This is a genomic window from Oscillatoria sp. FACHB-1407 (assembly GCF_014697545.1).
Classification (GTDB): domain Bacteria; phylum Cyanobacteriota; class Cyanobacteriia; order Elainellales; family Elainellaceae; genus FACHB-1407.
Genome location: NZ_JACJSA010000023.1, coordinates 1 through 23,946 on the forward strand (window position 1 = coordinate 1; position 23,946 = coordinate 23,946).

The 23,946-nt window shown below is 50.4% G+C and carries 25 protein-coding genes; 15 read left to right on the forward strand and 10 right to left on the reverse strand.

What is annotated here, in order from left to right:
- The first annotated feature begins 346 nt into the window (after positions 1-346).
- Positions 347-2,122: a S8 family peptidase gene (locus tag H6G89_RS27625; RefSeq protein WP_190512716.1), complete on the forward strand. Its 1,776-nt coding sequence runs from the start codon at positions 347-349 to the stop codon at positions 2,120-2,122.
- An 11-nt stretch (positions 2,123-2,133) separates the two neighbouring features.
- Entirely contained in the window at positions 2,134-2,361 is a 228-nt protein-coding gene (locus H6G89_RS27630) for a hypothetical protein (protein ID WP_190512718.1), read from the forward strand.
- Positions 2,362-2,510: 149 nt separating this feature from the next.
- Here H6G89_RS27630 and H6G89_RS27635 read toward each other — a convergent pair whose 3' ends face one another.
- Together H6G89_RS27635 and H6G89_RS27640 are read right to left on the reverse strand one after the other, a co-directional pair.
- The gene (locus H6G89_RS27635; protein WP_242060149.1) at positions 2,511-2,915 is read right to left on the reverse strand and encodes a thioredoxin family protein; all 405 of its coding nucleotides are present in this window, start codon (positions 2,913-2,915) and stop codon (positions 2,511-2,513) included.
- Positions 2,916-3,008: 93 nt separating this feature from the next.
- On the reverse strand, positions 3,009-4,211 hold the full coding sequence (locus H6G89_RS27640) for a phosphoglycerate kinase (RefSeq protein ID WP_190512720.1): 1,203 nt from the start codon (positions 4,209-4,211) through the stop codon (positions 3,009-3,011).
- 257 nt (positions 4,212-4,468) lie between these two features.
- Here H6G89_RS27640 and H6G89_RS27645 point away from each other — a divergent pair, with 257 nt between their 5' ends.
- The 4 genes from H6G89_RS27645 (at position 4,469) to H6G89_RS27660 (ending at position 7,956) form a co-directional block, all read left to right on the forward strand.
- Positions 4,469-4,885, forward strand: coding sequence for a universal stress protein (locus H6G89_RS27645; protein ID WP_190512722.1), 417 nt, complete (start codon positions 4,469-4,471; stop codon positions 4,883-4,885).
- 3 nt (positions 4,886-4,888) lie between these two features.
- Complete coding sequence (gene ylqF, locus H6G89_RS27650; protein ID WP_190512724.1) at positions 4,889-5,752, forward strand: ribosome biogenesis GTPase YlqF; 864 nt, start codon at positions 4,889-4,891, stop codon at positions 5,750-5,752.
- A 178-nt stretch (positions 5,753-5,930) separates the two neighbouring features.
- Entirely contained in the window at positions 5,931-6,524 is a 594-nt protein-coding gene (locus H6G89_RS27655) for a Maf family protein (protein ID WP_190512726.1), read from the forward strand.
- A gap of 358 nt (positions 6,525-6,882) precedes the next feature.
- Positions 6,883-7,956: a serine/threonine-protein kinase gene (locus H6G89_RS27660; protein ID WP_190512728.1), complete on the forward strand. Its 1,074-nt coding sequence runs from the start codon at positions 6,883-6,885 to the stop codon at positions 7,954-7,956.
- A gap of 236 nt (positions 7,957-8,192) precedes the next feature.
- Here H6G89_RS27660 and H6G89_RS27665 read toward each other — a convergent pair whose 3' ends face one another.
- Positions 8,193-8,408, reverse strand: a complete 216-nt coding sequence (locus H6G89_RS27665; protein ID WP_190512730.1) for a hypothetical protein — start codon at positions 8,406-8,408, stop codon at positions 8,193-8,195.
- Here H6G89_RS27665 and H6G89_RS27670 point away from each other — a divergent pair.
- Positions 8,407-8,553: a hypothetical protein gene (locus H6G89_RS27670; protein ID WP_190512732.1), complete on the forward strand. Its 147-nt coding sequence runs from the start codon at positions 8,407-8,409 to the stop codon at positions 8,551-8,553. The genes H6G89_RS27665 and H6G89_RS27670 overlap by 2 nt on opposite strands.
- Here the strand turns inward: H6G89_RS27670 and H6G89_RS27675 are convergent.
- The 5 genes from H6G89_RS27675 to H6G89_RS27695 form a co-directional block, all read right to left on the reverse strand.
- Positions 8,550-10,517 (reverse strand): protein kinase family protein, encoded by a 1,968-nt coding sequence (locus H6G89_RS27675; RefSeq protein WP_190512734.1) that lies wholly within the window; start codon positions 10,515-10,517, stop codon positions 8,550-8,552. The genes H6G89_RS27670 and H6G89_RS27675 overlap by 4 nt on opposite strands.
- Positions 10,518-10,626: 109 nt before the next feature.
- Entirely contained in the window at positions 10,627-12,777 is a 2,151-nt protein-coding gene (locus H6G89_RS27680) for a BamA/TamA family outer membrane protein (protein WP_190512736.1), read from the reverse strand.
- A gap of 129 nt (positions 12,778-12,906) precedes the next feature.
- Complete coding sequence (locus H6G89_RS27685; RefSeq protein ID WP_339384552.1) at positions 12,907-13,335, reverse strand: heavy metal-responsive transcriptional regulator; 429 nt, start codon at positions 13,333-13,335, stop codon at positions 12,907-12,909.
- Positions 13,336-13,412: 77 nt separating this feature from the next.
- A complete protein-coding gene (locus H6G89_RS27690; RefSeq protein WP_190512740.1) occupies positions 13,413-13,715 on the reverse strand; it encodes a hypothetical protein in 303 nt (100 codons plus the stop codon).
- Positions 13,716-13,972: 257 nt separating this feature from the next.
- Positions 13,973-14,149: a hypothetical protein gene (locus H6G89_RS27695; protein WP_190512742.1), complete on the reverse strand. Its 177-nt coding sequence runs from the start codon at positions 14,147-14,149 to the stop codon at positions 13,973-13,975.
- Between the two features lie 337 nt (positions 14,150-14,486).
- Between H6G89_RS27695 and ald the strand changes: the two genes are divergently transcribed.
- On the forward strand, positions 14,487-15,572 hold the full coding sequence (gene ald, locus H6G89_RS27700) for an alanine dehydrogenase (RefSeq protein WP_190512744.1): 1,086 nt from the start codon (positions 14,487-14,489) through the stop codon (positions 15,570-15,572).
- Positions 15,573-15,841: 269 nt separating this feature from the next.
- A complete protein-coding gene (locus tag H6G89_RS27705) occupies positions 15,842-16,732 on the forward strand; it encodes a DMT family transporter (RefSeq protein WP_190512746.1) in 891 nt (296 codons plus the stop codon).
- Positions 16,733-16,742: 10 nt separating this feature from the next.
- Here H6G89_RS27705 and H6G89_RS27710 read toward each other — a convergent pair whose 3' ends face one another.
- On the reverse strand, positions 16,743-17,045 hold the full coding sequence (locus H6G89_RS27710) for a hypothetical protein (protein ID WP_190512748.1): 303 nt from the start codon (positions 17,043-17,045) through the stop codon (positions 16,743-16,745).
- A gap of 445 nt (positions 17,046-17,490) precedes the next feature.
- Between H6G89_RS27710 and trpS the strand changes: the two genes are divergently transcribed.
- The 4 genes from trpS to H6G89_RS27730 all read left to right on the forward strand — a co-directional run bounded on the left by trpS (position 17,491) and on the right by H6G89_RS27730 (position 21,672).
- Positions 17,491-18,501: a tryptophan--tRNA ligase gene (gene trpS / locus H6G89_RS27715; protein ID WP_190512750.1), complete on the forward strand. Its 1,011-nt coding sequence runs from the start codon at positions 17,491-17,493 to the stop codon at positions 18,499-18,501.
- Positions 18,502-18,639: 138 nt separating this feature from the next.
- Positions 18,640-19,575, forward strand: coding sequence for a methylenetetrahydrofolate reductase (locus H6G89_RS27720; protein ID WP_190512753.1), 936 nt, complete (start codon positions 18,640-18,642; stop codon positions 19,573-19,575).
- Positions 19,576-19,692: 117 nt separating this feature from the next.
- Positions 19,693-20,676 (forward strand): M48 family metallopeptidase, encoded by a 984-nt coding sequence (locus tag H6G89_RS27725; protein WP_190512755.1) that lies wholly within the window; start codon positions 19,693-19,695, stop codon positions 20,674-20,676.
- A gap of 234 nt (positions 20,677-20,910) precedes the next feature.
- Positions 20,911-21,672: a CPBP family intramembrane glutamic endopeptidase gene (locus H6G89_RS27730; RefSeq protein ID WP_190512757.1), complete on the forward strand. Its 762-nt coding sequence runs from the start codon at positions 20,911-20,913 to the stop codon at positions 21,670-21,672.
- 14 nt (positions 21,673-21,686) lie between these two features.
- On the opposite strand, the gene ychF is transcribed toward H6G89_RS27730, so the two are convergent.
- A complete protein-coding gene (gene ychF, locus H6G89_RS27735) occupies positions 21,687-22,778 on the reverse strand; it encodes a redox-regulated ATPase YchF (protein WP_190512759.1) in 1,092 nt (363 codons plus the stop codon).
- Positions 22,779-23,128: 350 nt separating this feature from the next.
- Between ychF and H6G89_RS27740 the strand changes: the two genes are divergently transcribed.
- Together H6G89_RS27740 and H6G89_RS27745 are read left to right on the forward strand one after the other, a co-directional pair.
- The gene (locus H6G89_RS27740) at positions 23,129-23,329 is read left to right on the forward strand and encodes a hypothetical protein (protein WP_190512761.1); all 201 of its coding nucleotides are present in this window, start codon (positions 23,129-23,131) and stop codon (positions 23,327-23,329) included.
- A 24-nt stretch (positions 23,330-23,353) separates the two neighbouring features.
- A complete protein-coding gene (locus tag H6G89_RS27745; protein WP_190512762.1) occupies positions 23,354-23,908 on the forward strand; it encodes a hypothetical protein in 555 nt (184 codons plus the stop codon).
- The last annotated feature ends 38 nt before the right edge of the window (positions 23,909-23,946 follow it).

Genomic DNA, 23,946 nt, shown 5'->3' on the forward strand with positions numbered 1-23,946 from the left:
CTGGTCAATACTGCAAAGCGTCAGGGCATTTCTGCCTTTGACGCCATTTCCCGTGCCCTTACCTCAAAGCAGACCGATTGGCTACTGGATTGAGCAATTACAGGATAAGGGATAAAGGATAAAAACTAACTCAGTATCCTATTTTCGTAAGGGTCACGAGCAAGATACTCGCACTAGCCCAATAATCTAAATGTACTTTCAGGGTTCATTCTTTGAATAAAGAATGAACCCTGTTTATTTATCCCTTATCCTTCATCCTTTATCCTTTTTGTTTTCCCCACTCACTCTGGCTACTCCAACCTTGCCTGAGCTATCTTGGTTAGATTACGTCGCTGGGTAGAGGGATATGAAACGAGTCCTGTTGTTGCTTCTGTTTCTAGTGGGCTTAACCTGGGCACTGCTGAGTTTTCCGGGGTTAGCAATGCGAGGACAGTACGACTCCATTATCCTCGACTTCAAAGACAACCTGGGACAGGCTCAGATTGAACAAGAGATTCAGGCGATCGCGCAACAGTTTGGAGTAACGCCTCAACTGAACAGTGCCTTTTCGCAAACTGAACAGGTCTATGTGTTACCTGGCAATCCACAATTGTTGAAGGCATTGCGACAGTCGGAATTTAGACAGGATGTAGAATCCATCGATCCTAACTACCTCTACCAGGCGTTCGACATCCCCAATGACCCTGACTACGCCAAACAGTGGAACCTACGAAGCATTAATGTGGAGACAGCCTGGGACGAAACCAAAGGAGACGGCGTAACTGTTGCAGTTATCGATACCGGGATTAGTCAGGTTCCCGATTTGATGGACACCAAATTTGTCCCCGGTTATGACTTTGTCAACGATCGCACAGATGCCTCAGACGACAACGGACACGGAACCCACGTCGCAGGGACAATCGCTCAATCCACGAATAACGGGTATGGCGTCGCAGGGGTTGCCTATCATGCCAGCTTGATGCCTCTTAAAGTGTTGAGTGCGGCAGGCGGTGGCACGGTTGCTGATATCGCTGAGGCGATTCGGTTTGCAGCCGATAACGGGGCAGATGTGATCAACATGAGCCTGGGTGGTGGTGGCGATGCAGCCGTGATGAAAGAGGCGATCGACTACGCCCATAGCAAAGGGGTCGTGATTGTTGCTGCCGCAGGGAATTCTAATGCGAATGCAGCGGCCTATCCAGCCCGCTATCCCAATGTCATCGCGGTTTCTGCACTCGATCCGAGTGGAGCCAAAGCTCCCTACTCCAACTATGGGGCTGGGGTGGATATCTCCGCTCCTGGTGGCTCTAAAGTCGATGGCGATGCGGGCGGCATTTTGCAAAACACGATTGATCCACAGACAGGCGCAGCCGTTTTTGCGTCATTCCAGGGTACCAGCATGGCGTCTCCCCACGTTGCGGGTGTGGCGGCTCTAGTCAAAGCAGCAGGTGTAGAGGAACCGGACGCGATCGCCCAAATTTTGCGCCAGTCAGCACGGGTTATTCAAGATGATGAACTTAACCACTTTGGGGCAGGTCAGTTAGACGCGACTGCGGCGGTGCGTCTGGCACAAAAAGGACAGATCACCGTGCGTGATTTCTTCCGATGGTTGCGTGATAACGGCTATCTCAACCTCCGTTTCTGGTTTGATGGTGGCGTGGTTGCGCTGATGCCCAAGATTCTCATGGTGCTGGGTTCCTACTTGTTGGCATGGTTCCTGCGTAACTATCTGCCCTGGTTTAGCTTTGCTTTTGCAGGGGGAGCCGTCGTTGGCAGCAGCGGTTTATTTTTCCTGCGGGGATTGTATCTGTATGACGCGCCGCAATTACCGTTCCGGGTGTTGGGTAGCTCTATTCCAGAGTTGGGAGGCGCGTTTCAGGGAAGTGGCGTTTTGAATCCGATTACGGCAAGTGTGTTGATTCCCCTGGTTCTGGTGGCGTTACTGCTGGGGCACCAGCAATGGAAGTGGTTTGCAGTGGGTTCTGCCCTGGGAGTGGCGTCCTGTCTGCTGGTCAGTGCTATTCTTTCACCACAGGTATTGTGGATGGGGGATGGGGCGATCGCCCGTTCCTATCTCGTTCTCAATGCGTTTCTCTGCTTTGGTTTGGCAAAAATTGCCGCTAAGACAGCACACGAAGGATAAGGGCATTTATCATGAGCATCACCGTTGAAGGCAAAGTTCAACGCTCTGACCTGGGAGCAGGCACCTGGGCACTTGTCAGCACCACTGGGGAAACCTATGAGCTGCATCAGGGTGCGCCCAAAGACCTGTTGAAAGATGGGTTGAAGGTCAAAGTCGAGGGAAAGGTGCGTGACGATGTGATGACGATGGCGATGATTGGTCCCGTCCTGGAAGTTGAACAATTTGAACCAGCGCAATAAGCAAAGAGACGCGATTATTCAAGATTAAAAATTGCTCCGGTAAAAGAAGTGCGAGCGTCTCGCTCGCGGGCAAGATGCCCGCACTCTGAAATTGCCGAATTGTTTTCTGACTTCGATAATCGCGTTCCTGTTGCTAATCCCCCCTGATGCTAATTCATGGTTGCCAAAACCTCTTGCAATTTGCCGCGAAACTCCCCTTTGGGATGGGCACCTTTGACCTCACCGACAATTTTGAAATCGCCTTCAGGGGCATCACAAACCAGGTAGGTGGGCCAACCCATTTCAGCCTTGTCGGGGTATTGCGCTAACAAAATCTTGCGATATTTGCGATAAGTGGCGGTGTCTTGCATTTTGACATCGACAAATTTTAGCCCCAGTTCTTCGGCTACTTTTTGATCATAAAACGACATTTTGTGGCAAAGTCCACAGTCTTCTGAAGAAAATTTAACAACAGTGAGTTCCATAGTTGAGTCACTCCAAACAGTGATATCTGCTGATGCATCCAATCGCTTCTTGAGGGCTAAAGAGCGATCGCAATAGCCCAAATCTATCAAAAATTTATTCTCATCTTAGAACCGCTGATAAAAAGGGGCAGACCCATGCCTGCCCCATCCTCATGCCAAAGTCAAAGAAACTCTAAACCAGGCTTAAGCATCATCCAGGGCAGCAATACCTGGAAGCACCTTGCCTTCCAGCAATTCGAGGCTAGCACCGCCCCCGGTGGAAATGTGGCTCATTTGGTCAGCAACCCCAACTTTCTCAACGGCTGCGACCGAGTCACCACCACCGATGATAGTGGTTGCTCCAGTTTTGGTGATATCAGCCAATGCATAGGCGATCGCTTCGGTGCCTTTGGCAAACTTGTCAAACTCAAACACACCCATGGGACCATTCCAGATGACGGTCTTGCAGTCTGCTAGAGCGTCTTTGAAGACCTTGATCGAGTCAGGACCAATGTCTAGACCCATCCAACCATCGGGAATCGCGTCAATGCCGACGGTTTGAGCATTGGCATCGGCGGCGAAGTTGTCTGCTACGACCACATCGGTGGGCAACAACAAAGCCACACCCCGCTCTTTGGCCTTCGCTTCTAGAGCTTGTGCCAGTTCCAATTTATCCTCTTCGACCAGGGATTTACCGACCGACAAGCCACGCGCTTTGTAGAAAGTGAAGATCATGCCACCCCCGATCAGCAGCTTGTCTACTTTCTCCAGGAGGGTTTCAATCACACCGATTTTGCTGGATACCTTAGAACCACCGACGATCGCCGCTAGAGGACGTTGGGGTGATTCGATTGCACTTTGCAGGTATTGCAGTTCTTTTTCGATCAGGAATCCAGCGACGGAAGGCTTCAAATAGTGGGTCACACCTTCTGTGGACGCATGGGCGCGGTGAGCTGTCCCGAACGCATCGTTAACGTACAAATCTGCAACGGATGCCAATTGCTTAGCGAATTCAGGGTCGTTTTTCTCTTCTTCAGGATGGAAGCGTACATTCTCTAATAGAATGACTTGACCTGGCTTCATGGCAGCAACGGTGGTGGCGACTTCTTCTCCAATGCAGTCATCACACTTAATCACCTCTTGCCCCAACACTTCGGAGAGACGCTTGGCGACAGGGGTCAGACGGTATTTCTCAGTCACACCTTTAGGACGACCGAAGTGACTCGTCAGGATGACCTTAGCTCCTTTAGACGTTAGCTCGTTAATCGTAGGTAGAGCCGCCCGAATCCGGGTGTCATCCGTGATGTTGTTTTGGTCATCGACGGGAACGTTGAAGTCTGCTCTCACTAAGACGCGCTTATCCTGCAAATCAGATGCTGCTAAATTTGCTAGAGTTTTTTTTGACACCGCTTGAACCCCCTAAATAAGTCTTTATACCTATCAATCATTGTAATCTGTCTGGGATCATTCCCTGCGATCTGAAATCGATTAGCTTTTCTTAAGCCACTTCTATTCTCAGATGCCAGCGTTTTGCTCCATGACTCTACCGCTAAAGGTATCCCGTAACCAACCAGCATTTTTACTCACTAACACTATCGAAACCCTTCTCCAAAGACCTCTTTATCCATCTTTCAACTGTTGAATTCAAATCAATAAGGCGCATCATGTTTAAGATAGTTCTGTTTCCCATTGACCAAAGTCGTGAATCTCGTGAGGCAGCAGATACTGTTGCCAATATTGTGAAAACTTATAAGAGTCGTCTGGTCATTCTGTCTGTGGTCGAAAGCCCTGATGAAGAAGCCAATCCTACGGCAGCCGATTTGACCATGACCTCGCCAGCCGCGATCGCTGAGCTGTTGCAAACAGCAAAGACCCTCTTTAGTGAGCAGGGCATCGAAGCGGAACTGATCGAGCGTCAGGGCAAACCTGCTTTTACGATCTGCGATGTCGCTGACGAAATCGGAGCCAATCTGATCGTTATGGGATGTCGCGGTTTGGGGCTAACCGATGAGGGAGCTTCTGACAGCGTTACCAATCGCGTGATCAATCTCTCGCCCTGTCCGGTGTTAATTGTTCCTTAAATCATGAGTTCTCCTCCGATCCAGTGGTATCCAGGGCATATTGCCAAAGCTGAACGTCAGTTGCTTGACCAGCTTAAAAAAGTCGATGTGGTGTTGGAGGTTCGGGATGCTCGAATTCCCCTGTCAACCCATCACCCGCAAATGAAGCAGTGGGTTAACAACAAAGGTCGAGTGCTGGTGTTAAACCGGATGGATATGATTCCCCCCCGGTTGCGGCAGCAGTGGACAGAGTGGTTTGATGCCAACGGCGAAACTCCCTACTTTACCGACGCTCAACACGGTAAGGGGGTTGATGCTGTGTCTCAAGCGGCGCAAGCGGCGGGAGCCCAAATGAATCAACGCAGGCGCGATCGCGGTATGTTGCCTCGTCCTGTGCGTGCGGTCGTCATCGGCTTTCCCAATGTTGGCAAATCGGCTCTGATCAACCGTCTGCTGAAGCGGCGAGTGGTCGAGAGTGCGCGTCGTCCCGGTGTCACACGGCAGTTACGCTGGGTTCGTATCTCTGATGAGTTGGAACTGTTGGATGCCCCCGGTATTTTGCCTTCCCAGTTAAAAGACCAGATGGCAGCGATCAAGCTGGCGATATGTGACGACATTGGCGAAGCGGCGTATGACAACCAGCGCATTGCCGCTGCTCTGGTCGATCTGCTCAAACAACTTCAGGCGATCGCCCCCAATGTGGTGTCAGAGGATGTTTTGCGATCGCGCTATGATTTTGCCTCTGAATCTCTGACCGGGGAGAGCTACATTGAGGCACTCTCTGAGCATCGATATCAGAGCGATCGCGAGAAAACCGCTCGGCAAATTTTGAACGACTTTCGCAAAGGTAACTTAGGAGCCGTTCCGCTAGAATTGCCACCGCAGTGAAAGGATGAAAACAGAAAAGTGAAACAAGAAGAGAGAAAAAAGTTAATTACAGACGTGGTGAATCGTACCTCTTCCTTACTTATCCTTCATCGTTTATCTTTTCTTCCTTCTTCTTTTTTCATGTTTCGTTCTTCTCTTTTATCCTTCATCCTTTATCGTTTATCCTTCCTCTCTTCTCATGCTTCCTCCCTTTGTCCTAGCCTCCGCCTCTCCCGCCCGACGACGGCTCCTGCAAAATGTGGGCATCGAACCTATTGTTCAGCCGAGCCACTTTGACGAAGACCAGATTCAGGTCAATAACCCGGCTGAGTATGTCAAAGTGCTCGCCCACAGTAAGGCAAAAACGGTTGCACCTCAGTTTCCTCAGGCATTAGTGTTGGGGTGTGACTCGATCTTGGCGTTAAATAGTGAGATTCATGGCAAACCTGCCGATGCAGCAGAGGCGATCGCCCGATGGCAACAGATGCGGGGTCGGGTTGGCGAACTCTATACCGGACATGCCCTGATCGACGGTACGCAGGACAAAACGATCGTGCGTTGTCAGGTTACGCAAGTCCAGTTTGCTCAGGTGAGCGATCGCCAAATTGAAGCCTATGTAGCAACGGGGGAACCGCTTCACTGTGCGGGTTGTTTTGCGATAGAGGGTCGGGGTGGCTTCTTCGTAGAAGGCATTCAGGGATGCCATACCAATGTCATTGGGTTGAGCCTGCCTCTATTACGGCAAATGCTGAGTGATTTAGGATACGACGCTACAGATTTTTGGCTGAAATAGGTATCGAAATAGGTAAATGTTGTAACCTCTCGCAATCCAATCTTTACAACAACTTTATAAAAGCCAAAAACTTTCCCCTTAGACTTGGCAGTTAGTGCCTTGTTCTTTTATCGTATCTTTATAAATCCCTATAACTACCGAGGTGAATCTTCCCTACTTATTCCAGAATTTATGTAAAAAATAAAACAGCTACCAACGCTTCAGGATTAGCATCGCACTTTTGTTAAGTTGTCCTCACCGAACTCTTCTTTACAGGTTTGCAGTTAAACGCTAGTGCCTTCTGTGATGGACATAATCCGAGCAAATTGCCTGCTAGATTATTTTTGACTAGAGCATTTTACCAACCTAAACTCCTGCGATGGATTCTTCAGTAGCCATCTTTTCACGCTTCCGACGTCCCACTCAAAACACTCCGCTGAGTCAATTGTGTGGGTCTAAAAGGCTCTTCCGTAATCGTTACAAGGTTTTGCAAACTCTTGGTCGGGGTGGTTTTGGAGTCACCTATCTTGCCAAAGATGTCAGTTTGCCTGGTTCCCCTGAATGCGTCATTAAGCAGCTCTGCCCTAAGGTTAACAATCCTGCCATTCTTCAAAGAGCTTCTGAGCGGTTTGAGCGGGAAGCCAAGACGTTAGCCCAACTGGGTAGTCACGCTCAGGTTCCCCAATTACTTGATTACTTTCAAGAACAGGGTGAGTTTTACCTGGTGCAGGAGTATATTCGGGGCGTTAACCTGGCAAAGGAAGTTCGCAATGTTGGTCCGCTCTCAGAACTGGCGGTCAAGCGGTTCTTGCGGGAAATTCTTCCTGTGCTTGACTACATCCACCGCAATCAGGTAATTCACCGCGACATCAAGCCTCTCAACATCATCCGCTGTGAGGACGATGGTCGTCTGGTGTTGATTGACTTTGGAGCCGTCAAAGAGCAGATTGTTGAGGTTGATGACATGACCCAACGGGGGCAGTCAACCCAGTTTGTAGGCACAGTTGGGTTTGCTCCACCTGAGCAAATCTCACTGCGTCCTGTCTTCGCCAGCGACATCTATGCGATCGGCATGACCTGCTTGTATTTGCTGACGGGGCGTCCTCCAATGGAGTTTGACTGCGACCCCCTGACGGGCGAAATTATGTGGGAGTCGATGCTGCATTTGAGTGATCACTTTGGCAAGGTGCTTAGCAAGATGCTGAAGTGCTCTGTCGTCGATCGCTATCAGTCGGCAGAGCAGGTGTTGCGAGCATTGGAGTTAGAGCCGTATCTAGACAAGCTGGCAGACTGCATGAACACCAAAACACGGTCGCATGAGTCTGAGGCTGAAGCCGTTGAGGCTCCCCGGTATCTCTCACCGATCGCCCGTAGAGCGCAGGAGATTCGGGACTGGCGATCGCGCCTGCTTGCAAAGCAACGTACCCGTAAGAACCTCGTCTCCCCGGTTTAAGCCTGGTTGCAGCCCTCAATTTAACGTCAGTTCGGTTTAATCTGGCGAATGAATTCGCGGCTAGAGCTGCAATTTAACGTCGGTTTAGGAACCCGGCGAATAAATTCGCAGCTATTTGAGCCAAGTCCGCCGACGCGGACTACCGAAATCCAGGTTTGACGAACCGACGCAGGTCGGTTTTGCTCTGATAGCGGCAGTTTTAACCGCCGAAATCCTTATCCCGAATTCACGTTAATTTACTGTAGAAGCCGGAGTTTCAATAAAACTCCGGCTTTTTGGCGATCGCTCTTGACATTTTCAGGGAAAACCCCATCAGGGCTATCCGGATAAGGGCTGGCAAGCCTGTATAGGGAATTAAATGCCTCTATATAGGTTGTTCCCATGCGCGTTTTTACGTTCACTGTTCTCTCAACTCTGTTCGTGACTGGTTTGGCAATTGCCACTTCAGACATGGCAACTTCCTCCGTGGAGTTCAATGCTGAGACAACTCAATTCCAACTGGTTGGTGACACCAACCGTAGAGACACTTCCTATCGGGGAAGCGGTCGTCGTGAGATTGTTGCATTTCCAGCAACAACCCTGCTCAACCACGCTTAATTTCCCTGGAGTTGCTTCAGTTGATATTGAGCATCTTCATAGCAGCCCATACGACCTGAGTTGAGACACAACGTTGCAGATTGCTGAAAATCTTCGATCGCGCCACGTTGATCTCCAGCTTCGACTCGGACTAAGGCCCGGTCGTAGTGGGCAAACACATGTTCTGGGTTGCGTTGAATCGCAGCCGTGTAGTCAGCGATCGCCCCTTGTTGATCTCCTAACTCATAGCGGGCAAGCCCACGATTGTAGTATGGGTCTGGATCTTGTGGATCAAGCCGAATCGCAATATTAAAATCTTCGATGGCACCTGTTAAATCGCCCAATCGCCGTCGAGTCAAACCGCGATTTTGGTAAGCCCGCACCGAGTTAGGTTGCAAGTTTATCGCTTGCGTACAATCGGCGATCGCTTCTTGATGATTTTTTAAGTTTGACCGTGATAGGCAACGATTGAGATAGGCCGCCGGAAAGATTGGATCGAGTTGAATTGCCTGTGTGTAGTCTTCGATCGCGCCCTGTTCATCCCCAGACTCTGCTCGCACAGTTCCCCGGTTGACATAGGCTTTAGGGGAATTGGGAGCCAGACGAATCGTTTGAGTATAGTCGGCAATAGCACGCTGGCGATCGCCCAATTCAAACCAGAGATTGCCGCGTTCGTAATAGGCTTGCGCCATATCAGGGTCAAGCTGAATCGCTCGATCCAAATCCTCTAGCGCGGCTTGCAAATCCTGTTGCTCGGTCAGGGCAATGCCGCGATTAAAGTAGGCAGAACTGGTGGGATGCCATTGAAGCGATCGCGTATAACTGGCGATCGCTTCCTCTGGGCGATTTAACTGCTTTTGCTCGGAGGCTCGCTGCAAAAAATACTGCGCCAGTAAGGATTGCGGCAATTTCAGCAGCACTGCCGCCAACACTGCCACGACCACTGCCCCAAGGGCGATCGCCTGGAGCGACGGGCGACGGGGGCGGTGATGGGAGGCTTGGGCTGGTGGAGGGGGTAGTTGTAACGACTGGGGCGATTGAGGTTGAGGCGGTTCAGGCTCCTTCGCCAACATCCCATTGGGTGACCCCCCGTTTGACAATGGTGTAGGTAGTTTTGACAGGTTTTGCTTAGACAACACCTGACTCCGCAGATCGTCCAACGCTTCTGTTGCCTGCTGATATCGCTGTTTGCTGTCGGGATGTACCAGTTTGTCAAGCACCAGACTGAGCTCTCGTCCCGTCTGGGTATGACTATGCCACGAACGCCCCTGTTCATTCGCAGGATTAGCCGCAAGCACCTGTGACAACACCTCTGTTGTCAGCCCGGTCAAGCCTTGAATGATGATGACACCCACGGCATACAGGTCACTGTTGAACTGCAATTGCCCCTGAATCTGGTCGGGTGGGGTATAGGGGGATGCCCCATCTATGCTGTTGGTGGTTGGAGTGCTGTTGCCTGATGTAGAAGTCAGCGATCGCGTTGCCTGAGCACTGATCTCTCTAAAAATGCCAAACCCTGCTAACACCAACAATCCATCTGAACTGCGGCGAATCCAGCTAGACGGTTTGATATTGCGATGCACCACACCCCAACCATGCACCACGACCAAAATCTCTAACATCTCTTGCAAGAGCTTGGTTGCCTGTAATTCAGTCCAGGTGTGACCGGGAGCAAGTTCTTGGGTGAGCGGCTGTCCGGGAATGAATTCCTCAACTAAATAAAAATTATTATTTTCCTCAAAGAAGGTCAAAATTTTTGGAATGCGATCGTGCTTACTAAACTTTTGAAGCGACTCCGCCTTCTTCTTGAGGAGTGTTAGTACAAAGCGCAGTGTCCGGGGGTTTTGCTCAGGCAGTTTGAGGTGTCGAATGACGCACTTAGGATAACCAGAAAGCTGAGTATCACCGACGAGATAGGTTCGTCCTAATACGTCTGAGCCTAAGATTTTGATGAATTGGTAGCGACCACCCAGTAGCTGGTTCACACTGCAACACCTAGCACTGTGATTGATTATGGCACAGGAGTTTGAAGAAGAAGAGGTGAAGAATTAACGATAAAAGACGAAAAGGGAAGGGGCGCGATTAATCACTTTTCTAAAACCGCTGACCGATGCCAAAGAAAAATCGACTCTCTCCCTCATCGTTAAATCCATAATCACCCCGGAGCAAGCCGATTGGGGTCATGATGCGAACGCCGAAGCCGTAACCGAAACCAGTCCCGGGTTTATCACGGGCGATCGCGGGTTCCCCTAACACTTCATCCCCCGACCCCAAATCGGAGGCAAAATCGGCAAAGAACACGCCACCCACCGGACGAAAAATAGGAAAGCGGTATTCCGCTGATGCCAGCACATAGCGTCGCCCTGTACCAACCCGTCCTTCTCGATAGCCGCGCACCGAGTTACCGCCTCCCAAATTAAAGGAATAGTAGGGAGGGGCATCCCCAAAAATCGTTCCACCCTGCACGTTAAAGGCTAAAACTTCTGGTTCTTCTGGGGTGCCTGCATCCAGCAAATTCACCGGAAAGTAGCGCGTGTAGTTGGCTTGCAGACGGTTGAGCAAAATAGTGCCCTGCCCAATCGGAATGGATTGCTCCGTTCGCAGCGACAGCACCGACCCATCACTGGGATTTACCAGATTGTTGCGGCGATCTTGGGTGACTTCAAACGATAACGTGGTCAGGTCGTCTGCCCCCTCGCCACTCACCGTTAAGGGATTACCTAACTCGTCCTCTGTTGCGATATCGCCGCTGCCATCCCGAATACTGACGCGGGTATAGTTTAGCCCCAATTCCGCATCCCATTCACCAATCGGGCGCATTACACTCACCCCAGCACCAAACCGTCCTTCACGGGCAATGTCGCCGTTGGGCAACCGCACCTCGCGGGTAAAGGTGGGCGATAGGATGCGCCGCCGAAAGGCATTAACCTGATATCCCAGGCGATCGGGCGCACTCTCACGGTAGGGACTGGTGAAGTTGACATCAAACTGGAAATCACGGGTGCCGACTTGCAGGTTGCCGCCCAGTCGTTGTCCAATGCCGCCAATGTTGTTGTCCTGGTAGGTAATCGTGCCAAACAATCCTGCCTGGTCGCTGTAACCACCCCCCAAATTGATCGATCGCGAGGGACGCTCAATCAGGTTATAGGTAACATCAACGGCTTGAGGATCACCCGCTAAAGCAATATCGGCGCGATCGAACACCCCTAAGCGAAACAATCGCTGTAAATCTTCCTGAGCTGTGGTTTCGTTAAAGATTTGCCCCGGTTGTAGTTGCACCTCACGGCGAATGAAGCTCTCCTGCGTTCGACTCTGAATCGGTTGCCCCTGTTCGTCCGTGGGGCTACCCTCCGCATTCAAAAAACGAATGTTGACACGGGCAATCACTCCCTCAGCTACGTTAATGGTGATGACCCCGTTACGATCGGGACGCAGAGCAATCACCTGCGCCAGCGTATAGCCATTGTCGGCATACCACTGATTGATCTGCTCAACTCCCTGTCGTAGAGCATTGGGGCTAATCGGTTGTCCCAACTGGGCTTGAAAGATTTCGTTTACTGTCGTTGGGCTGAGAACTCGTGCCCCGTTGAGTTGGAGCGATCGCACCACCACAGGCTCGACGGTGAACAACACATCCACCCCTTCTTGTCGGGCATAGCTCAACACCGTAGCGTTGGCAAACAATCCTGTATTCAAAATAGTGTTGACATCGCGTTGCAGTTGGCTCTGACTGGTGGCTCCACCGGGTCGCGTCTGAATGCTCTGTAAAACCAATTGCTGCAACTCCGCATCGGCTCCCTGGACTCGCACACTCAACGTTGTCACCGCCAGGTCACTGGTGGTTAACGGTGCTACTGGAGTTGAGGGTGCTGGAGCAATTGGCGGACTGGCAGGGCTAATAGGCACCACTACCGGACGCGGAAAGTCAACGGTTGGCGTGACGGAACCCGACGTCGAGGGACTCGGAGTAGAACCAGGACTGGGAAACCCGGTTGTGTCAGACGTTGTAGCGTTTGGGGTTGCAGTTGCTGTGGGTTGAGCCGGGGCTTCCTGATAGTCCTGATAATAATAAATGGAGTTGGGTTGAGCCTGGCTGATGCGATGAGATGGAGTTGAGCCAGCGTGAGGCATGGGTCGTGTAACCGTATCCGCCAACGTGGGATTCAAAACTGAAGCGACTGCCTCCGGTACTATTCCTCCTAACCCGATCGCCACGATCAAACTGGCAACAGCGGAAACACGCATAAACTCGTGCCTAACAAGATCTTTCCAATGATATTTCTACAAGACCCAATTAGAACGGATGTTTTGCAGAATTTTTCAAAATTGTTAGGACTTTACCATCATTAGTGGCGGATCTTCCGATGATTTAAGCTAGGATTGCGCTAAATCTGGAGAGCTTAGCTCAGCCTGGGAGGAGTGCAATTGCAGGTTTGGGCAGATGGTTTGCTCCGTCACATCTGAAGAAAACTGTTCCTGCCAACCCGCCAGAATGTCTTGCAACTCCGAGCGCAGCAGTTCCAACGCATGAATCTGCTCAGCGATCGCCTCTAACTTTGCTTCCAGGTGTTGCCGCACCTCGCCACAGGGCAACTGTCCGCGATCGCGCACACTCAAAATTTGTTGAATCTCTGCCAGACTCAAACCCAATGACTGTGCCCGTTTGACAAACGACAACCGATTTAAAACCGTAGGTTCAAACAACCGATAACGAGAATCCGATCGCTCGACCGTCGGAGCTAACAACCCGATGTCGTCGTAATAGCGAATCGTCTTAATTGGCAAACCGCTCAGGGTTGCCACCTCACCAATCCTCAATGACTTTGTAGCGACCTGTGACACAGTGTTTTGGTGAACTCGACGGAGGACAAAGACAGAAGTTAGCTTGATGGATTTGACGGACGTTTGCGCGACATGGTTAACATCGGCAGCGTTGGACTGCTAGTCCGCGCGGGTAAATAGTGAATCGGTGCTCTGGTTGGGGGTTCCTGAGGTCGCTGTCTCGACTTCAGCACCCGCAACGCGATCGCCACTCCTACAACGCCAATGCCGACGGTCATCAAGGACCAGCGATCGCCCACACCTCCAATCACCGCGTCAACCAGACCAACGGTCAAAATAAAGCTGGAGATGGGTTCTCTGCGATAGGTTGACTTTAATAATCGACGCCACGAACGACTCATCAAATGCACTCTTTACTAATGGAGTAAACATTAGAAAACATATCCCGTTGAGAGAAACGCAGGTGTAAATCTACAAACGACCTACTGCATCACTGCACTTCTATTACTAATCTAGCTCGTTACTCAACTGGCTTGCTGCTTGGATGGATTATAGAGAATTCGTTTGCGCCGAAAAAGTTCACAAGCGACAGAAATAAATAAAAGACCCCTCAATTCCCAAGGAATTCAGGGGTACTGCCACACTACAGAGTTAAGAATTAGTACAAACCCAGCCAGGACAAAAGCCCTTGCCCAGTCACATATTCAATGGCTAAAGCGATCACAAACCCAATCATTGCAGCTCGACCATTCAAACGTTCAGCATAATCGTTGAAGCCAAATTTAGGCTCTTCCAGTTGGGGAGTCATCGTCGGTTGAGGAGGGGTCTGGGTCATAGCTTTATTTTACAAAAGTTTACACTTCACCTCTATTGTAATGATCCTTTGGCGATCGTCAACCACATCGCATGGAATCGACTACTCCTGCCCCAATCAGGCGATGAAGGATACAGATGAGACAGATAAGCTAGAGATATGGATATAGGTAGCAATCTTCTAAGTACTGCTATTCATAGATAGGGTTTGGAAATAAAACCAGGGGGGGTGGGGGCTGCGCCCCCAGCCAGGGGTTCCACCCCTGCACCCCAGATTCCCACCCTTATTTACGACGAGTTGTACTAAGTGGGAGTTTTTAGAGATTGCAATACCTGGGTTTAGCTATTGAGGTTTAAAAATGGAAATTGGAGTGCCCAAAGAAACGAAGGATCAAGAATTTCGAGTGGGCTTGAGTCCGGCAAGCGTGCGCGTATTGAGCGATGCAGGACATACGGTTTTTGTGCAAACTCAAGCCGGAGTTGGAGCAGGGTTTACAGATGAGGATTACCTCCAGGCAGGAGCGAAAATTGTAGCTCAGGCTCAGGATGCCTGGAATCGAGGGATGGTCGTCAAGGTTAAAGAGCCTTTGGCACCAGAGTTTCCCCACATTCAGAAGGGACAGTTGCTGTTTACCTATCTGCATCTGGCAGCGGCTCGCGAACTGACGGAGCATCTGCTGAGTAGTGGCGTCACAGCGATCGCCTATGAAACCGTTGAGCTTCCTAACCACTCGCTGCCCCTTTTGACCCCGATGAGCATTATTGCAGGACGCTTGTCCGTGCAATTTGGGGCGCGTTATCTAGAGCGGCAGCAGGGTGGACGCGGAGTACTGTTGGGAGGAGTTCCCGGTGTCCGTCCTGGAAAAGTAGTCATTTTGGGCGGTGGGGTGGTTGGCACCGAGGCCGCCAAGATTGCCATTGGCATGGGCGCACGAGTGCAAATCATCGACATCAACCTGGAACGGTTAGCCTATCTGGAAACGCTGTTTGGCTCCAGAGTGGAACTGCTCTATAGCACCGTCTCTCAAATCGAAGCCTCCGTACCTGATGCAGACTTGCTGATTGGAGCCGTGTTAGTTCCCGGTCGCCGCGCCCCGATTCTTGTGAAACGGGAGTTAGTCGCCCAAATGCGCCCCGGTTCTGTGATTGTGGATGTGGCAGTCGATCAAGGCGGTTGTATTGAAACCCTGCATCCCACGTCACACACTCATCCCACTTACATCGAGGCGGATGTGGTGCACTATGGGGTTCCCAATATGCCCGGAGCCGTTCCCTGGACAGCAACACAAGCCCTCAACAACAGTACGCTGCCCTATGTGTTGAAACTGGCAAATGACGGCATCAAAGCGTTAGATCGGGATGAATCGTTGGCGAAAGGGCTGAATGTCAGCCAACACAAATTAGTACATCCAGCCGTGCAGCAGGTTTTCCCAGATCTGGTCTAGAAAAACCACGGGTGTTGCTGATCTAAGCTGATTCAATAGGTGAATTTCGTAGGGGCGTTTCGCGAAACGTCCCTACCAAAAACCGACAGGTAGATTCCTACTCAGAAATTTGCTAAACCCACCTCTACCAACTATCGAACTTATTTAATTCCCCTGCCTAAGTGGGAATTAAGCTTCTGTCTGCAACAGCCTGGCGATCGCGATGGCAGGCGAACAAGCCGATGGTGAGAACCGCTATACAATGATGGCTCATCATCAGCACATTCACCATGGCTCAAGCTCGAAACCCGTTCTTTTCAGGTGTTGCATTTGCGATCGCGGCTCCCCTGCTATATAGCGCGACTGTCCCTCTCTCTAAAATCTTTTCCCAACAGGTTGAACCGTGGATGCTGGCAGGGTTGCTTGACCTGTGCGCTGGTATTGGTGTTGCAGTTGTCTACCTGTTGCAACGGTTTGTGATTTACAAAGCTCCTCACAACGCTTTGAGGGGGCGAGATTGGCGTTGGCTCCTGCTATCGATTTTGATTGGTGGGCTATTTGCCCCCGTCCTGCAAACCTATGGCATTGCCTATAGCTCCGCCTCTGTGGCTTCCTTGATGTTAAATCTGGAAGGGGTATTCACCGCCCTGATTGCCTGGTGGGTCTTTCGAGAACCGTTTGATCGACGAGTCGCTTGGGGCTTGGGAATGATCACCCTGGGTAGCATGGTGCTGGTCTGGCAGGGAGATGCCGCTTTTAGCCTGTCGTGGGGAGCAATAGCGATCGCCGGAGCCAGTCTCGCCTGGGCAACCTCCAGCAACCTGACCCAAAAGATAGCTGACCGCAACCCACTGCAAGTGGTCATGTATCGGGTTGGGGTCAGCGGTAGCCTGAACACCACACTGGCCTTTCTGGCGGGTAATGCGTTGCCTGCTCCTCCACTGTTAGGGGCGATCGCTCTCACAGGTCTGTTTTGCATCGCCCTAACCTTTCTATGCTTTATGCTGGCACTGCGGCAAATCGGCACCTCACGAGCGGGCACCTTTTTCTCACTGTTTCCCTTTACAGGGGCAGTGTTGTCGATCATTAGCCTCAATGAGCCAGTCACCTCGCGCCTGCTGATCGCTGGAGTCTTAATGGCGATCGGCTTAGGGTTTTGTTTGAAGCTGAAGGAAACTTAACGCAAGTGGATTATTGCTCCTGAACCAGTCGAAGGTAGTTTTGCTGCAACTGAAAGTTGCTCATGGTCAATCGCTCAGTTAATTCACGCTCAACGGTACAAATTTTTTCCCAGACTGTGGCAGAGCGTTGGGCAGACAAGAGCTCACTCCATAAGGCATTCACCAGTTCAGCCACAACAGGATTTTCAACATCCAGCGTATCAACCAACCTTCCAAATGCCTCATTAGCCTCGTCATGACGGGATAGATCAGAAGCCAGGTCAATACAGGTTTGCAGTGAAGTCTGTGAATTTCCAGAAACGGTTGAAGTCATGACTCAAAAGCCTTAATCGTGCAGATAAATGTAACGAATTCGTTACATTACTCTAAGTATACAAGGATCCACCCTGGATTTGCCAAGTCTATTCAACGTCAATTCGGGTTAAGCACCAGGTAAATTAATTTGCGGACTCTCGAAAAGCCAGGGTCTGCCCAACTGAGGCAAATCGGTTTTATTCTGATATGACCAATGCACGGTTTGATAGAACATTTCTCAATTTTGAACGTATGTCCTGCTTACCTTTCAGCCTCAGTCCTCAGTCCTCAGTCCTCAGCACTTTGGCTATACCTGCGGTTTCACCCCCCAAGATCCTGAGCACACACTCAGGTTAATTAGAATCAGGGATTAATCATGAGCCATCCGCAGTGGCAAAATGCGATGATTAAGTTATCTTTGCGGATGACTCAGCGTACTCTTGTATCAGTTCACAACAAATTCGATGGGTAAACAACGTGTTCTCTCTGGGATTCAGCCAACGGGCGAGTTGCATTTGGGTAATTATTTAGGAGCCATTCGCAACTGGGTTGAGATTCAGCAAGAGTATGACAGCTTCCTGTTTATGGCTGATCTCCATGCCATTACCGTTCCGCATGACCCGACTAAACTGGCAAAAAATACTTACAATGTCGCAGCGATGTATTTGGCATGTGGCATTGATTTGAATTGCGCTACGATTTTTGTCCAGTCTCACATTCCGGCTCACACTCAATTAGCATGGCTGTTTAACTGCATCACTCCGGTCAACTGGTTAGAGGATATGGTGCAGTTCAAAGAGAAAGCCATCAAGCAAGGCGAGAATGTCAGTGCTGGATTGTTGACCTATCCTGTGTTGCAGGCGGCGGACATTTTGCTCTATGAACCGGACAAGGTGCCCGTTGGCGAAGACCAGAAACAGCACCTGGAATTGACCCGTGATATCGCAGCCCGTTTGAACTACCAGTATGGAACGGAAGATGAACCTGTGTTAAAACTGCCAGAACCACTGATTCGGGCGGAGGGGGCGCGGGTCATGAGCCTAACGGATGGTACACGGAAGATGTCGAAGTCTGACCCCTCGGATCTTAGCCGCATTAATATGCTGGATACGCCAGAACAGATTCAACACAAAATTAAGCGGTGTAAAACAGATTCCGTACGGGGGCTGACCTTTGATGATCCAGAGCGACCGGAATGCAACAACTTGTTGACGCTGTACATGATCTTGTCAGACCAGACGAAAGCAGCAGTGGCAACTGAATGTCAGGACATGGGATGGGGACAGTTTAAGCCACTGTTTACGGAGACGGTGATCAGTGCGTTGAAGCCGATTCAAGACCGATATCACGAGATTATGGCTGAGCCTGGCTACTTGGAGTCGGTGTTGCGTGATGGACGAGACAAGGCAGAGGCGATCGCCAATCAAACTTTGGCAAGAGTAAAAGCTGTGTTAGGGTATTCTGTGCCGCTATAGCTTAGCTAGTCGTGCTACAGGATTTAGGGTTACTGCTCTACCAACAATTACGAAGCTGGGATCAACTGCTATTCTAATTTTGATCCCCGTGTTGATCTCACGCAGTCTAATTCCCTTTAATGGACGCTTTATAACTCAATGTCTAATTTGCAGGTTACGCCTTCTGACTCTCAATCATCTCTATCTCGCCTTCAAGTTGCCGCTCGGTCGGGTGAGTTTTTGATCACAGCGGAGGTCATGCCCCCTAAAGGGATCGATCCCACTCACATGATTGAAATGGCAAGCTTACTCAAAGACCGGGTTCATGCGGTCAACATTACTGATGGTAGCCGGGCGGTGTTGCGAATGTCGTCTCTGGTGTCATCCGTCCTGTTGCTGCAACGAGGCATTGAGCCAATTTGTCAGGTTGCCTGCCGCGATCGCAACAGTATTGCGCTACAGGCTGACCTGATGGGAGCGCAGGCGTTGGGTATTCGTAATGTGCTGGCTTTGACGGGCGATCCGGTGAAGGCTGGAGATCACCCAGAGGCAAGAGCCGTGTTTGAGCTAGAGTCAGTAAGACTGTTGAATCTCATTGACAAACTCAATCATGGGTCTGACTTCAATGGCAATGCCTTAACCGATGGCGCAACAGACATTTTTGCAGGAGCCGCGATCGACCCCCAATGCGGTAGTTGGTCAGGGTTACAGCGTCGCTTTGAGCGTAAGTTGGAAGCAGGGGCACAATTCTTTCAGAGTCAGTTGATTTCGGACTTCGATCGCCTCGAAAAGTTTATGGATCAAATGGCATCGGGATGCAATAAACCTATCCTGGCAGGCATCTTTTTATTGAAATCGGCTAAAAACGCTCAGTTTATCAATCGCAACGTTCCAGGTGTACAAATTCCCCAAACCATCATTGATCGACTGGCTCAGGCAGAAGACCCCCTCTATGAGGGGATGGTGATTGCCGCTGAACAGGTGCAACTGGCGCGCCAACTCTGCCAGGGGGTTCACATGATGGCCGTCAGACGAGAGGATTTGATTCCAAAGATTTTAGATTTAGCAGGCATTGCCCCTTTAAATCAGGTGTAAGCTGTCTATCATTTGGTGACAGGTTGGTGATACAGATCAAGGCTGAACTAAAGCCAGATCTGGTAAAGAGTAAAGGGTGGGCTAGGTCTGCTACACCGTTGCGATCGCGATTTTTGTATGCCAACTTACACAGGAATTTCAAGCGAAGCCTTTCGGCATCCGTTAGATTATCAGGCGGAGCAATCCCTTCGCAGTGTGCCGGGGTTTGACCTGCTTGCCCGCAAATTTGTCGAATTAGTCTATGAACGTCCTCGCTATGTCTATCTCATGGGCAATAGCATTGAGGTCGGTCCCCGTCAGTATGCATCACTCTATGGGATCTTTCGCGAGTGTTTGCGAGATTTAGACATCTATCCTGAACCGTCGCTATTTGTCTCCCAAACCCCGCTTGCCAATGCTTATGCGTTGGGACAGGAGCGACCCTGTGTTGTGCTCAATACGGGCTTGTTAGACCTGGCAGGGGAGGCAGAGTTGCGATCGGTTTTGGCACATGAGTTAGGACACATTAAATGTGGTCATACCACCCTCATTCAAATGGCGACCTGGGTGTTGAATCTGGCGTTTTCACTCACCAGTGCCACCTTTGGCATCAGTAGTCTGGTCAGCACAGGAATATTACTCGCGTTTTATGAGTGGTTGCGAAAAGCAGAGCTATCTGCCGATCGCGCCGCACTCTTGGTGATGGATGACCTGAATCCGGTGTTGCGGGGTATGATGCAACTGGCAGGCGGCAGCAATCGCTATGCCCATGAGTTGAGTTTGGAGGAATTCATTCAACAGTCGGAGCGATATCAGGCGTTAGACCAGGATAGTCTGAATCAGGTTTACAAGTTTTTGCTGTATAACAATCTGGCTCAGGGTGTGTTTTTGACCCATCCGTTTACGGTTGAGCGAGTCCATTACTTGCGGGAATGGTCGCTTTCTAATGAGTATCATCAAATCCGGATGGGTAACTATGCTCGTACCACCTCAGGAGCGGTTGATGTCGATTCTACTGCGACGTCACCCCCGGACACTGAGGAAGCCAGTCGTTTAAGGCGTGAGCTTGAGGAGCTTCAAGCAGAGATTGACCGAATTCGGCGATCGCGCCATCAGGACTAGAGCCTTGTCAATTGTTGATTGTCAAGGCTGAATTGCCGACTGACGGTTCACAATTGACCCTTGATCCACGATTTGACAGGGCGTCGCCTGCAATTGCTGTGCTAACGCATCTCTCAATATGTCAAATCCTCCGTGTGCCTAATAGAATGCCCCTACGACTTTTATGATTTCATCCCTATAACGATCGACCATTGACCACGCACTATCAGCCCATTACTCACATCACTTCTATCAATGCAGGACTCATCACCGCTATCAGCATCTACTAAACCCAAGCCCTGGGGGTTGTGGGCAACATTAGGGTTTTCATTGGTGGTTCTTGGTGTGTTTCTCGTCACTCAAACGTTAGTTTTTCTGGCGTTTCTAAGTTTCAAGATTTCTCAAGAACCTGCCCTTAGCCCTGACATGGTAGCCGGAGGCTTGCAAAACAACGGTTTTGTTTTGGCGATCGCCACCCTCATCTCTGCCCCTATTTGCATTGCGGTCATTGTCGGTATTATCAAATTGCGCAAACGTCCAACGATTTACGAATATTTAGGGCTAAAGCGACCGAGCAAACGACAACTGGCAGAATGGTGTTTAATCGCCATTCTGTGTATTGTGGCACTCGATTTATTGAAATCCTTTGTAGACGTTCCTGTGATTCCTCCATTCGTGATGGAGGCCTATGAAACTGCCTACTTCTTACCGTTGTTTTACTTTGCCATTATTGTGATGGCTCCTCTGTTTGAAGAGGTTTTCTTTAGAGGGTTTCTGTTTCAAGGCTTACGCCATTCATCCCTCAAAGTAGGAGGGGCGATCGTCCTGCCATCTGCTTTTTGGGCAATGATTCATGTGCAATATGACTGGCTAGACATTGGCATTATTTTTATTCTGGGGTTGCTTTTGGGATATGCCCGCTATCGCACCACATCACTCTATGTGCCCCTTGCCATGCACGCCCTAAACAATCTGCTGGCGTTGTTGCAGGTTGCCTGGATTGTGCATTTTTCCTAAAGCCCGAATGCAGGTTAGACGTTAAAGCGGAAGAGCATCACATCCCCTTCTGCCACAATGTAGTCCTTGCCCTCACTGCGAACCAGTCCCTTTTCCTTCGCTGCCGTCATTGAGCCTGTTGCTACCAAATCTTCGTAGGCAACAGTTTCAGCCCGAATAAAGCCCCGTTCAAAGTCAGAGTGAATGACGCCTGCTGCTTGCGGTGCAGACATACCTGCATGAATCGTCCAGGCGCGGGTCTCTTTGGGTCCGGTCGTGAAGTAGGTTCGTAGCCCTAACAGGTTATAGGTCGCTCGAATCAGGGACTTTAATCCTCCCTCTTGAACCCCAAGAGACTCCAAAAATTCGGCGCGTTCATCTTCGGGTAACTCAATCAACTCGGACTCCACTTGAGCCGACACCACTACGACCTGTGCTCCTTCCTGAGCGGCGATCGCCCTGACATTTTCAACCCAGGCGTTACCTGTTGCCAGATCATCTTCAGAAACGTTGGCAGCATAGATCACCGGTTTGCGCGTCAACAATCCCAACGGTTTCACCAGGGCTTCCTCTTCTTCATTGAGGTCAACCAGACGGGCAGACTTGCCCTGATTAAGCACCTCCAACAATCGCTCCAGGGCTGCGACTTCAACTTGAGACTCTTTGCTGGTGCGTGCCTGTTTGCGTGCCCGTTCAATGCGTCGTTCAATTTGTGCCAGATCCGATAGTGCCAGTTCCAGGTCGATCACTTCAATATCGCGAACAGGATCAACTGACCCAGCAACGTGAATGATGTCGTCGTTTTCAAAACAGCGCACAACATGGACGATCGCATCGACTTCTCGAATATTGGCGAGAAACTGGTTGCCTAACCCTTCACCCTGGCTCGCGCCTTTAACCAAGCCTGCAATATCGACAAACTCGACCCGCGCCGGAATAATCTCTGCGGAGCTAGAAATTTTTGCCAGTACATTTAGCCGTTCATCGGGTACGGCAACAACTCCGGTGTTGGGTTCGATCGTACAGAACGGAAAATTTGCGGCTTGTGCTTTTGCGTTTGCCACAACGGCATTAAACAACGTAGATTTGCCCACATTGGGCAGTCCAACAATCCCGGCTCGTAACATCTTGAGAAAAAAGGAAGAGTCAATATTTCACCCTCCCAGTTTGACAGGTTTTTTGTCGAATCGGGTAAAGGTCTGAGAACTTATTGTGAGCAACAGCAGAAAGTCCCAGGTGAACAAGGGTTTTGCTGCAAAGCCCCTGCACCAAACGGTGGTGTTCCAAACCTGTTGATAACCTCTGTAAGACCCCCTGTAGTCCCCCTTGGTAAGGGGGACGGCGACAGCCGGGGGTTAGTAGCAACAGATCTGAAACACTACCCACCAAACTATCAAATCTAACCACCACCGATTGGTGATATGCCTTGTGGGGGTTTGACCTGTGCTTGAATAGTTGTTGAATGAGGGTATCCGTCTTGAAGTGTGATACTTCGTCCAACGCTTGTGTTGTCTCAAGTCGCGGTTGTGATCAAGCGATCGCCATCTCAGTCAAGGGCAGCAGAGGTGTAGCAGTTGCACCCCTGAACTCCGTCCTAACCCTGGCGACTACGGCTCTAACACTCGTCTTGGCGATCGCCCTTCTACACCCTGTTTTGGATCTCCTGCTTTGCACTTAAGTCCTGTTTTGCACTTAACATCGTATGAGTAATCAAATTTCATCCCAAGCGAGTAAAGTTTGGAATATTGTCTCTGATCCAGCCACAGCCGACGTTTACAAACGCACAGGCAGCGTAACGTGGACGATTTTGAGAGAGACTGGCATCCTTTTATGGCTGATTATTTGTTTGGTGTTGGTTGCGTTTGATTGGTTCTGGACAAACTCCATCTGGGCAGGGCAGCGCACTCGCGCCTGGGTCAATGACTTGACCTCCACAGGCAGCGATCGCCTCCCCTCTGAAGCGGGCAAAGCAATTTTGACCGTCAGCAAGACTGGTTTTGCCTCAGCGATCGCCCAGGCACGCGAGCAACTTGGCTTACCTGAAAAGAAAACCCCGGTCTTAGATGAACCTGTTGTCACGTCTCCTAAGCCTCAACTCAGCGCAACCCCAACCGCTAGCGGTCCGGCAGCACCCACTACTCCAGTTGAACCAGTCAAACCCAGCATCCCCACGGATGTCGAACAGTTAACACCCAGTGTTCGGGCTGAGGTAACGCCAGCAACTACCCCCGAAGAAACGCAGGACGACCTGCTGTAAAAGAAGAAAGTAGGAAAAAAGAAGAAAGAATCGTTCTG

Excerpts from the sequence above, each read along its gene's own strand:
- H6G89_RS27660 (WP_190512728.1), top strand. The coding sequence starts at position 6,883 with ATGGATTCTTCAGTAGCCATCTTTTCACGCTTCCGACGTCCCACTCAA.
- H6G89_RS27630 (WP_190512718.1), top strand. The coding sequence starts at position 2,134 with ATGAGCATCACCGTTGAAGGCAAAGTTCAACGCTCTGACCTGGGAGCA.
- H6G89_RS27670 (WP_190512732.1), top strand. The coding sequence starts at position 8,407 with ATGGCAACTTCCTCCGTGGAGTTCAATGCTGAGACAACTCAATTCCAA.
- H6G89_RS27680 (WP_190512736.1), bottom strand. The coding sequence starts at position 12,777 with ATGCGTGTTTCCGCTGTTGCCAGTTTGATCGTGGCGATCGGGTTAGGA.
- H6G89_RS27725 (WP_190512755.1), top strand. The coding sequence starts at position 19,693 with ATGCCAACTTACACAGGAATTTCAAGCGAAGCCTTTCGGCATCCGTTA.
- H6G89_RS27645 (WP_190512722.1), top strand. The coding sequence starts at position 4,469 with ATGTTTAAGATAGTTCTGTTTCCCATTGACCAAAGTCGTGAATCTCGT.
- H6G89_RS27745 (WP_190512762.1), top strand. The coding sequence starts at position 23,354 with ATGAGTAATCAAATTTCATCCCAAGCGAGTAAAGTTTGGAATATTGTC.
- ychF (WP_190512759.1), bottom strand. The coding sequence starts at position 22,778 with ATGTTACGAGCCGGGATTGTTGGACTGCCCAATGTGGGCAAATCTACG.
- ald (WP_190512744.1), top strand. The coding sequence starts at position 14,487 with ATGGAAATTGGAGTGCCCAAAGAAACGAAGGATCAAGAATTTCGAGTG.
- ylqF (WP_190512724.1), top strand. The coding sequence starts at position 4,889 with ATGAGTTCTCCTCCGATCCAGTGGTATCCAGGGCATATTGCCAAAGCT.
- H6G89_RS27730 (WP_190512757.1), top strand. The coding sequence starts at position 20,911 with ATGCAGGACTCATCACCGCTATCAGCATCTACTAAACCCAAGCCCTGG.
- H6G89_RS27710 (WP_190512748.1), bottom strand. The coding sequence starts at position 17,045 with ATGACTTCAACCGTTTCTGGAAATTCACAGACTTCACTGCAAACCTGT.
- H6G89_RS27705 (WP_190512746.1), top strand. The coding sequence starts at position 15,842 with ATGGCTCAAGCTCGAAACCCGTTCTTTTCAGGTGTTGCATTTGCGATC.
- trpS (WP_190512750.1), top strand. The coding sequence starts at position 17,491 with ATGGGTAAACAACGTGTTCTCTCTGGGATTCAGCCAACGGGCGAGTTG.
- H6G89_RS27695 (WP_190512742.1), bottom strand. The coding sequence starts at position 14,149 with ATGACCCAGACCCCTCCTCAACCGACGATGACTCCCCAACTGGAAGAG.
- H6G89_RS27655 (WP_190512726.1), top strand. The coding sequence starts at position 5,931 with ATGCTTCCTCCCTTTGTCCTAGCCTCCGCCTCTCCCGCCCGACGACGG.
- H6G89_RS27690 (WP_190512740.1), bottom strand. The coding sequence starts at position 13,715 with ATGAGTCGTTCGTGGCGTCGATTATTAAAGTCAACCTATCGCAGAGAA.
- H6G89_RS27665 (WP_190512730.1), bottom strand. The coding sequence starts at position 8,408 with ATGTCTGAAGTGGCAATTGCCAAACCAGTCACGAACAGAGTTGAGAGA.
- H6G89_RS27720 (WP_190512753.1), top strand. The coding sequence starts at position 18,640 with ATGTCTAATTTGCAGGTTACGCCTTCTGACTCTCAATCATCTCTATCT.
- H6G89_RS27625 (WP_190512716.1), top strand. The coding sequence starts at position 347 with ATGAAACGAGTCCTGTTGTTGCTTCTGTTTCTAGTGGGCTTAACCTGG.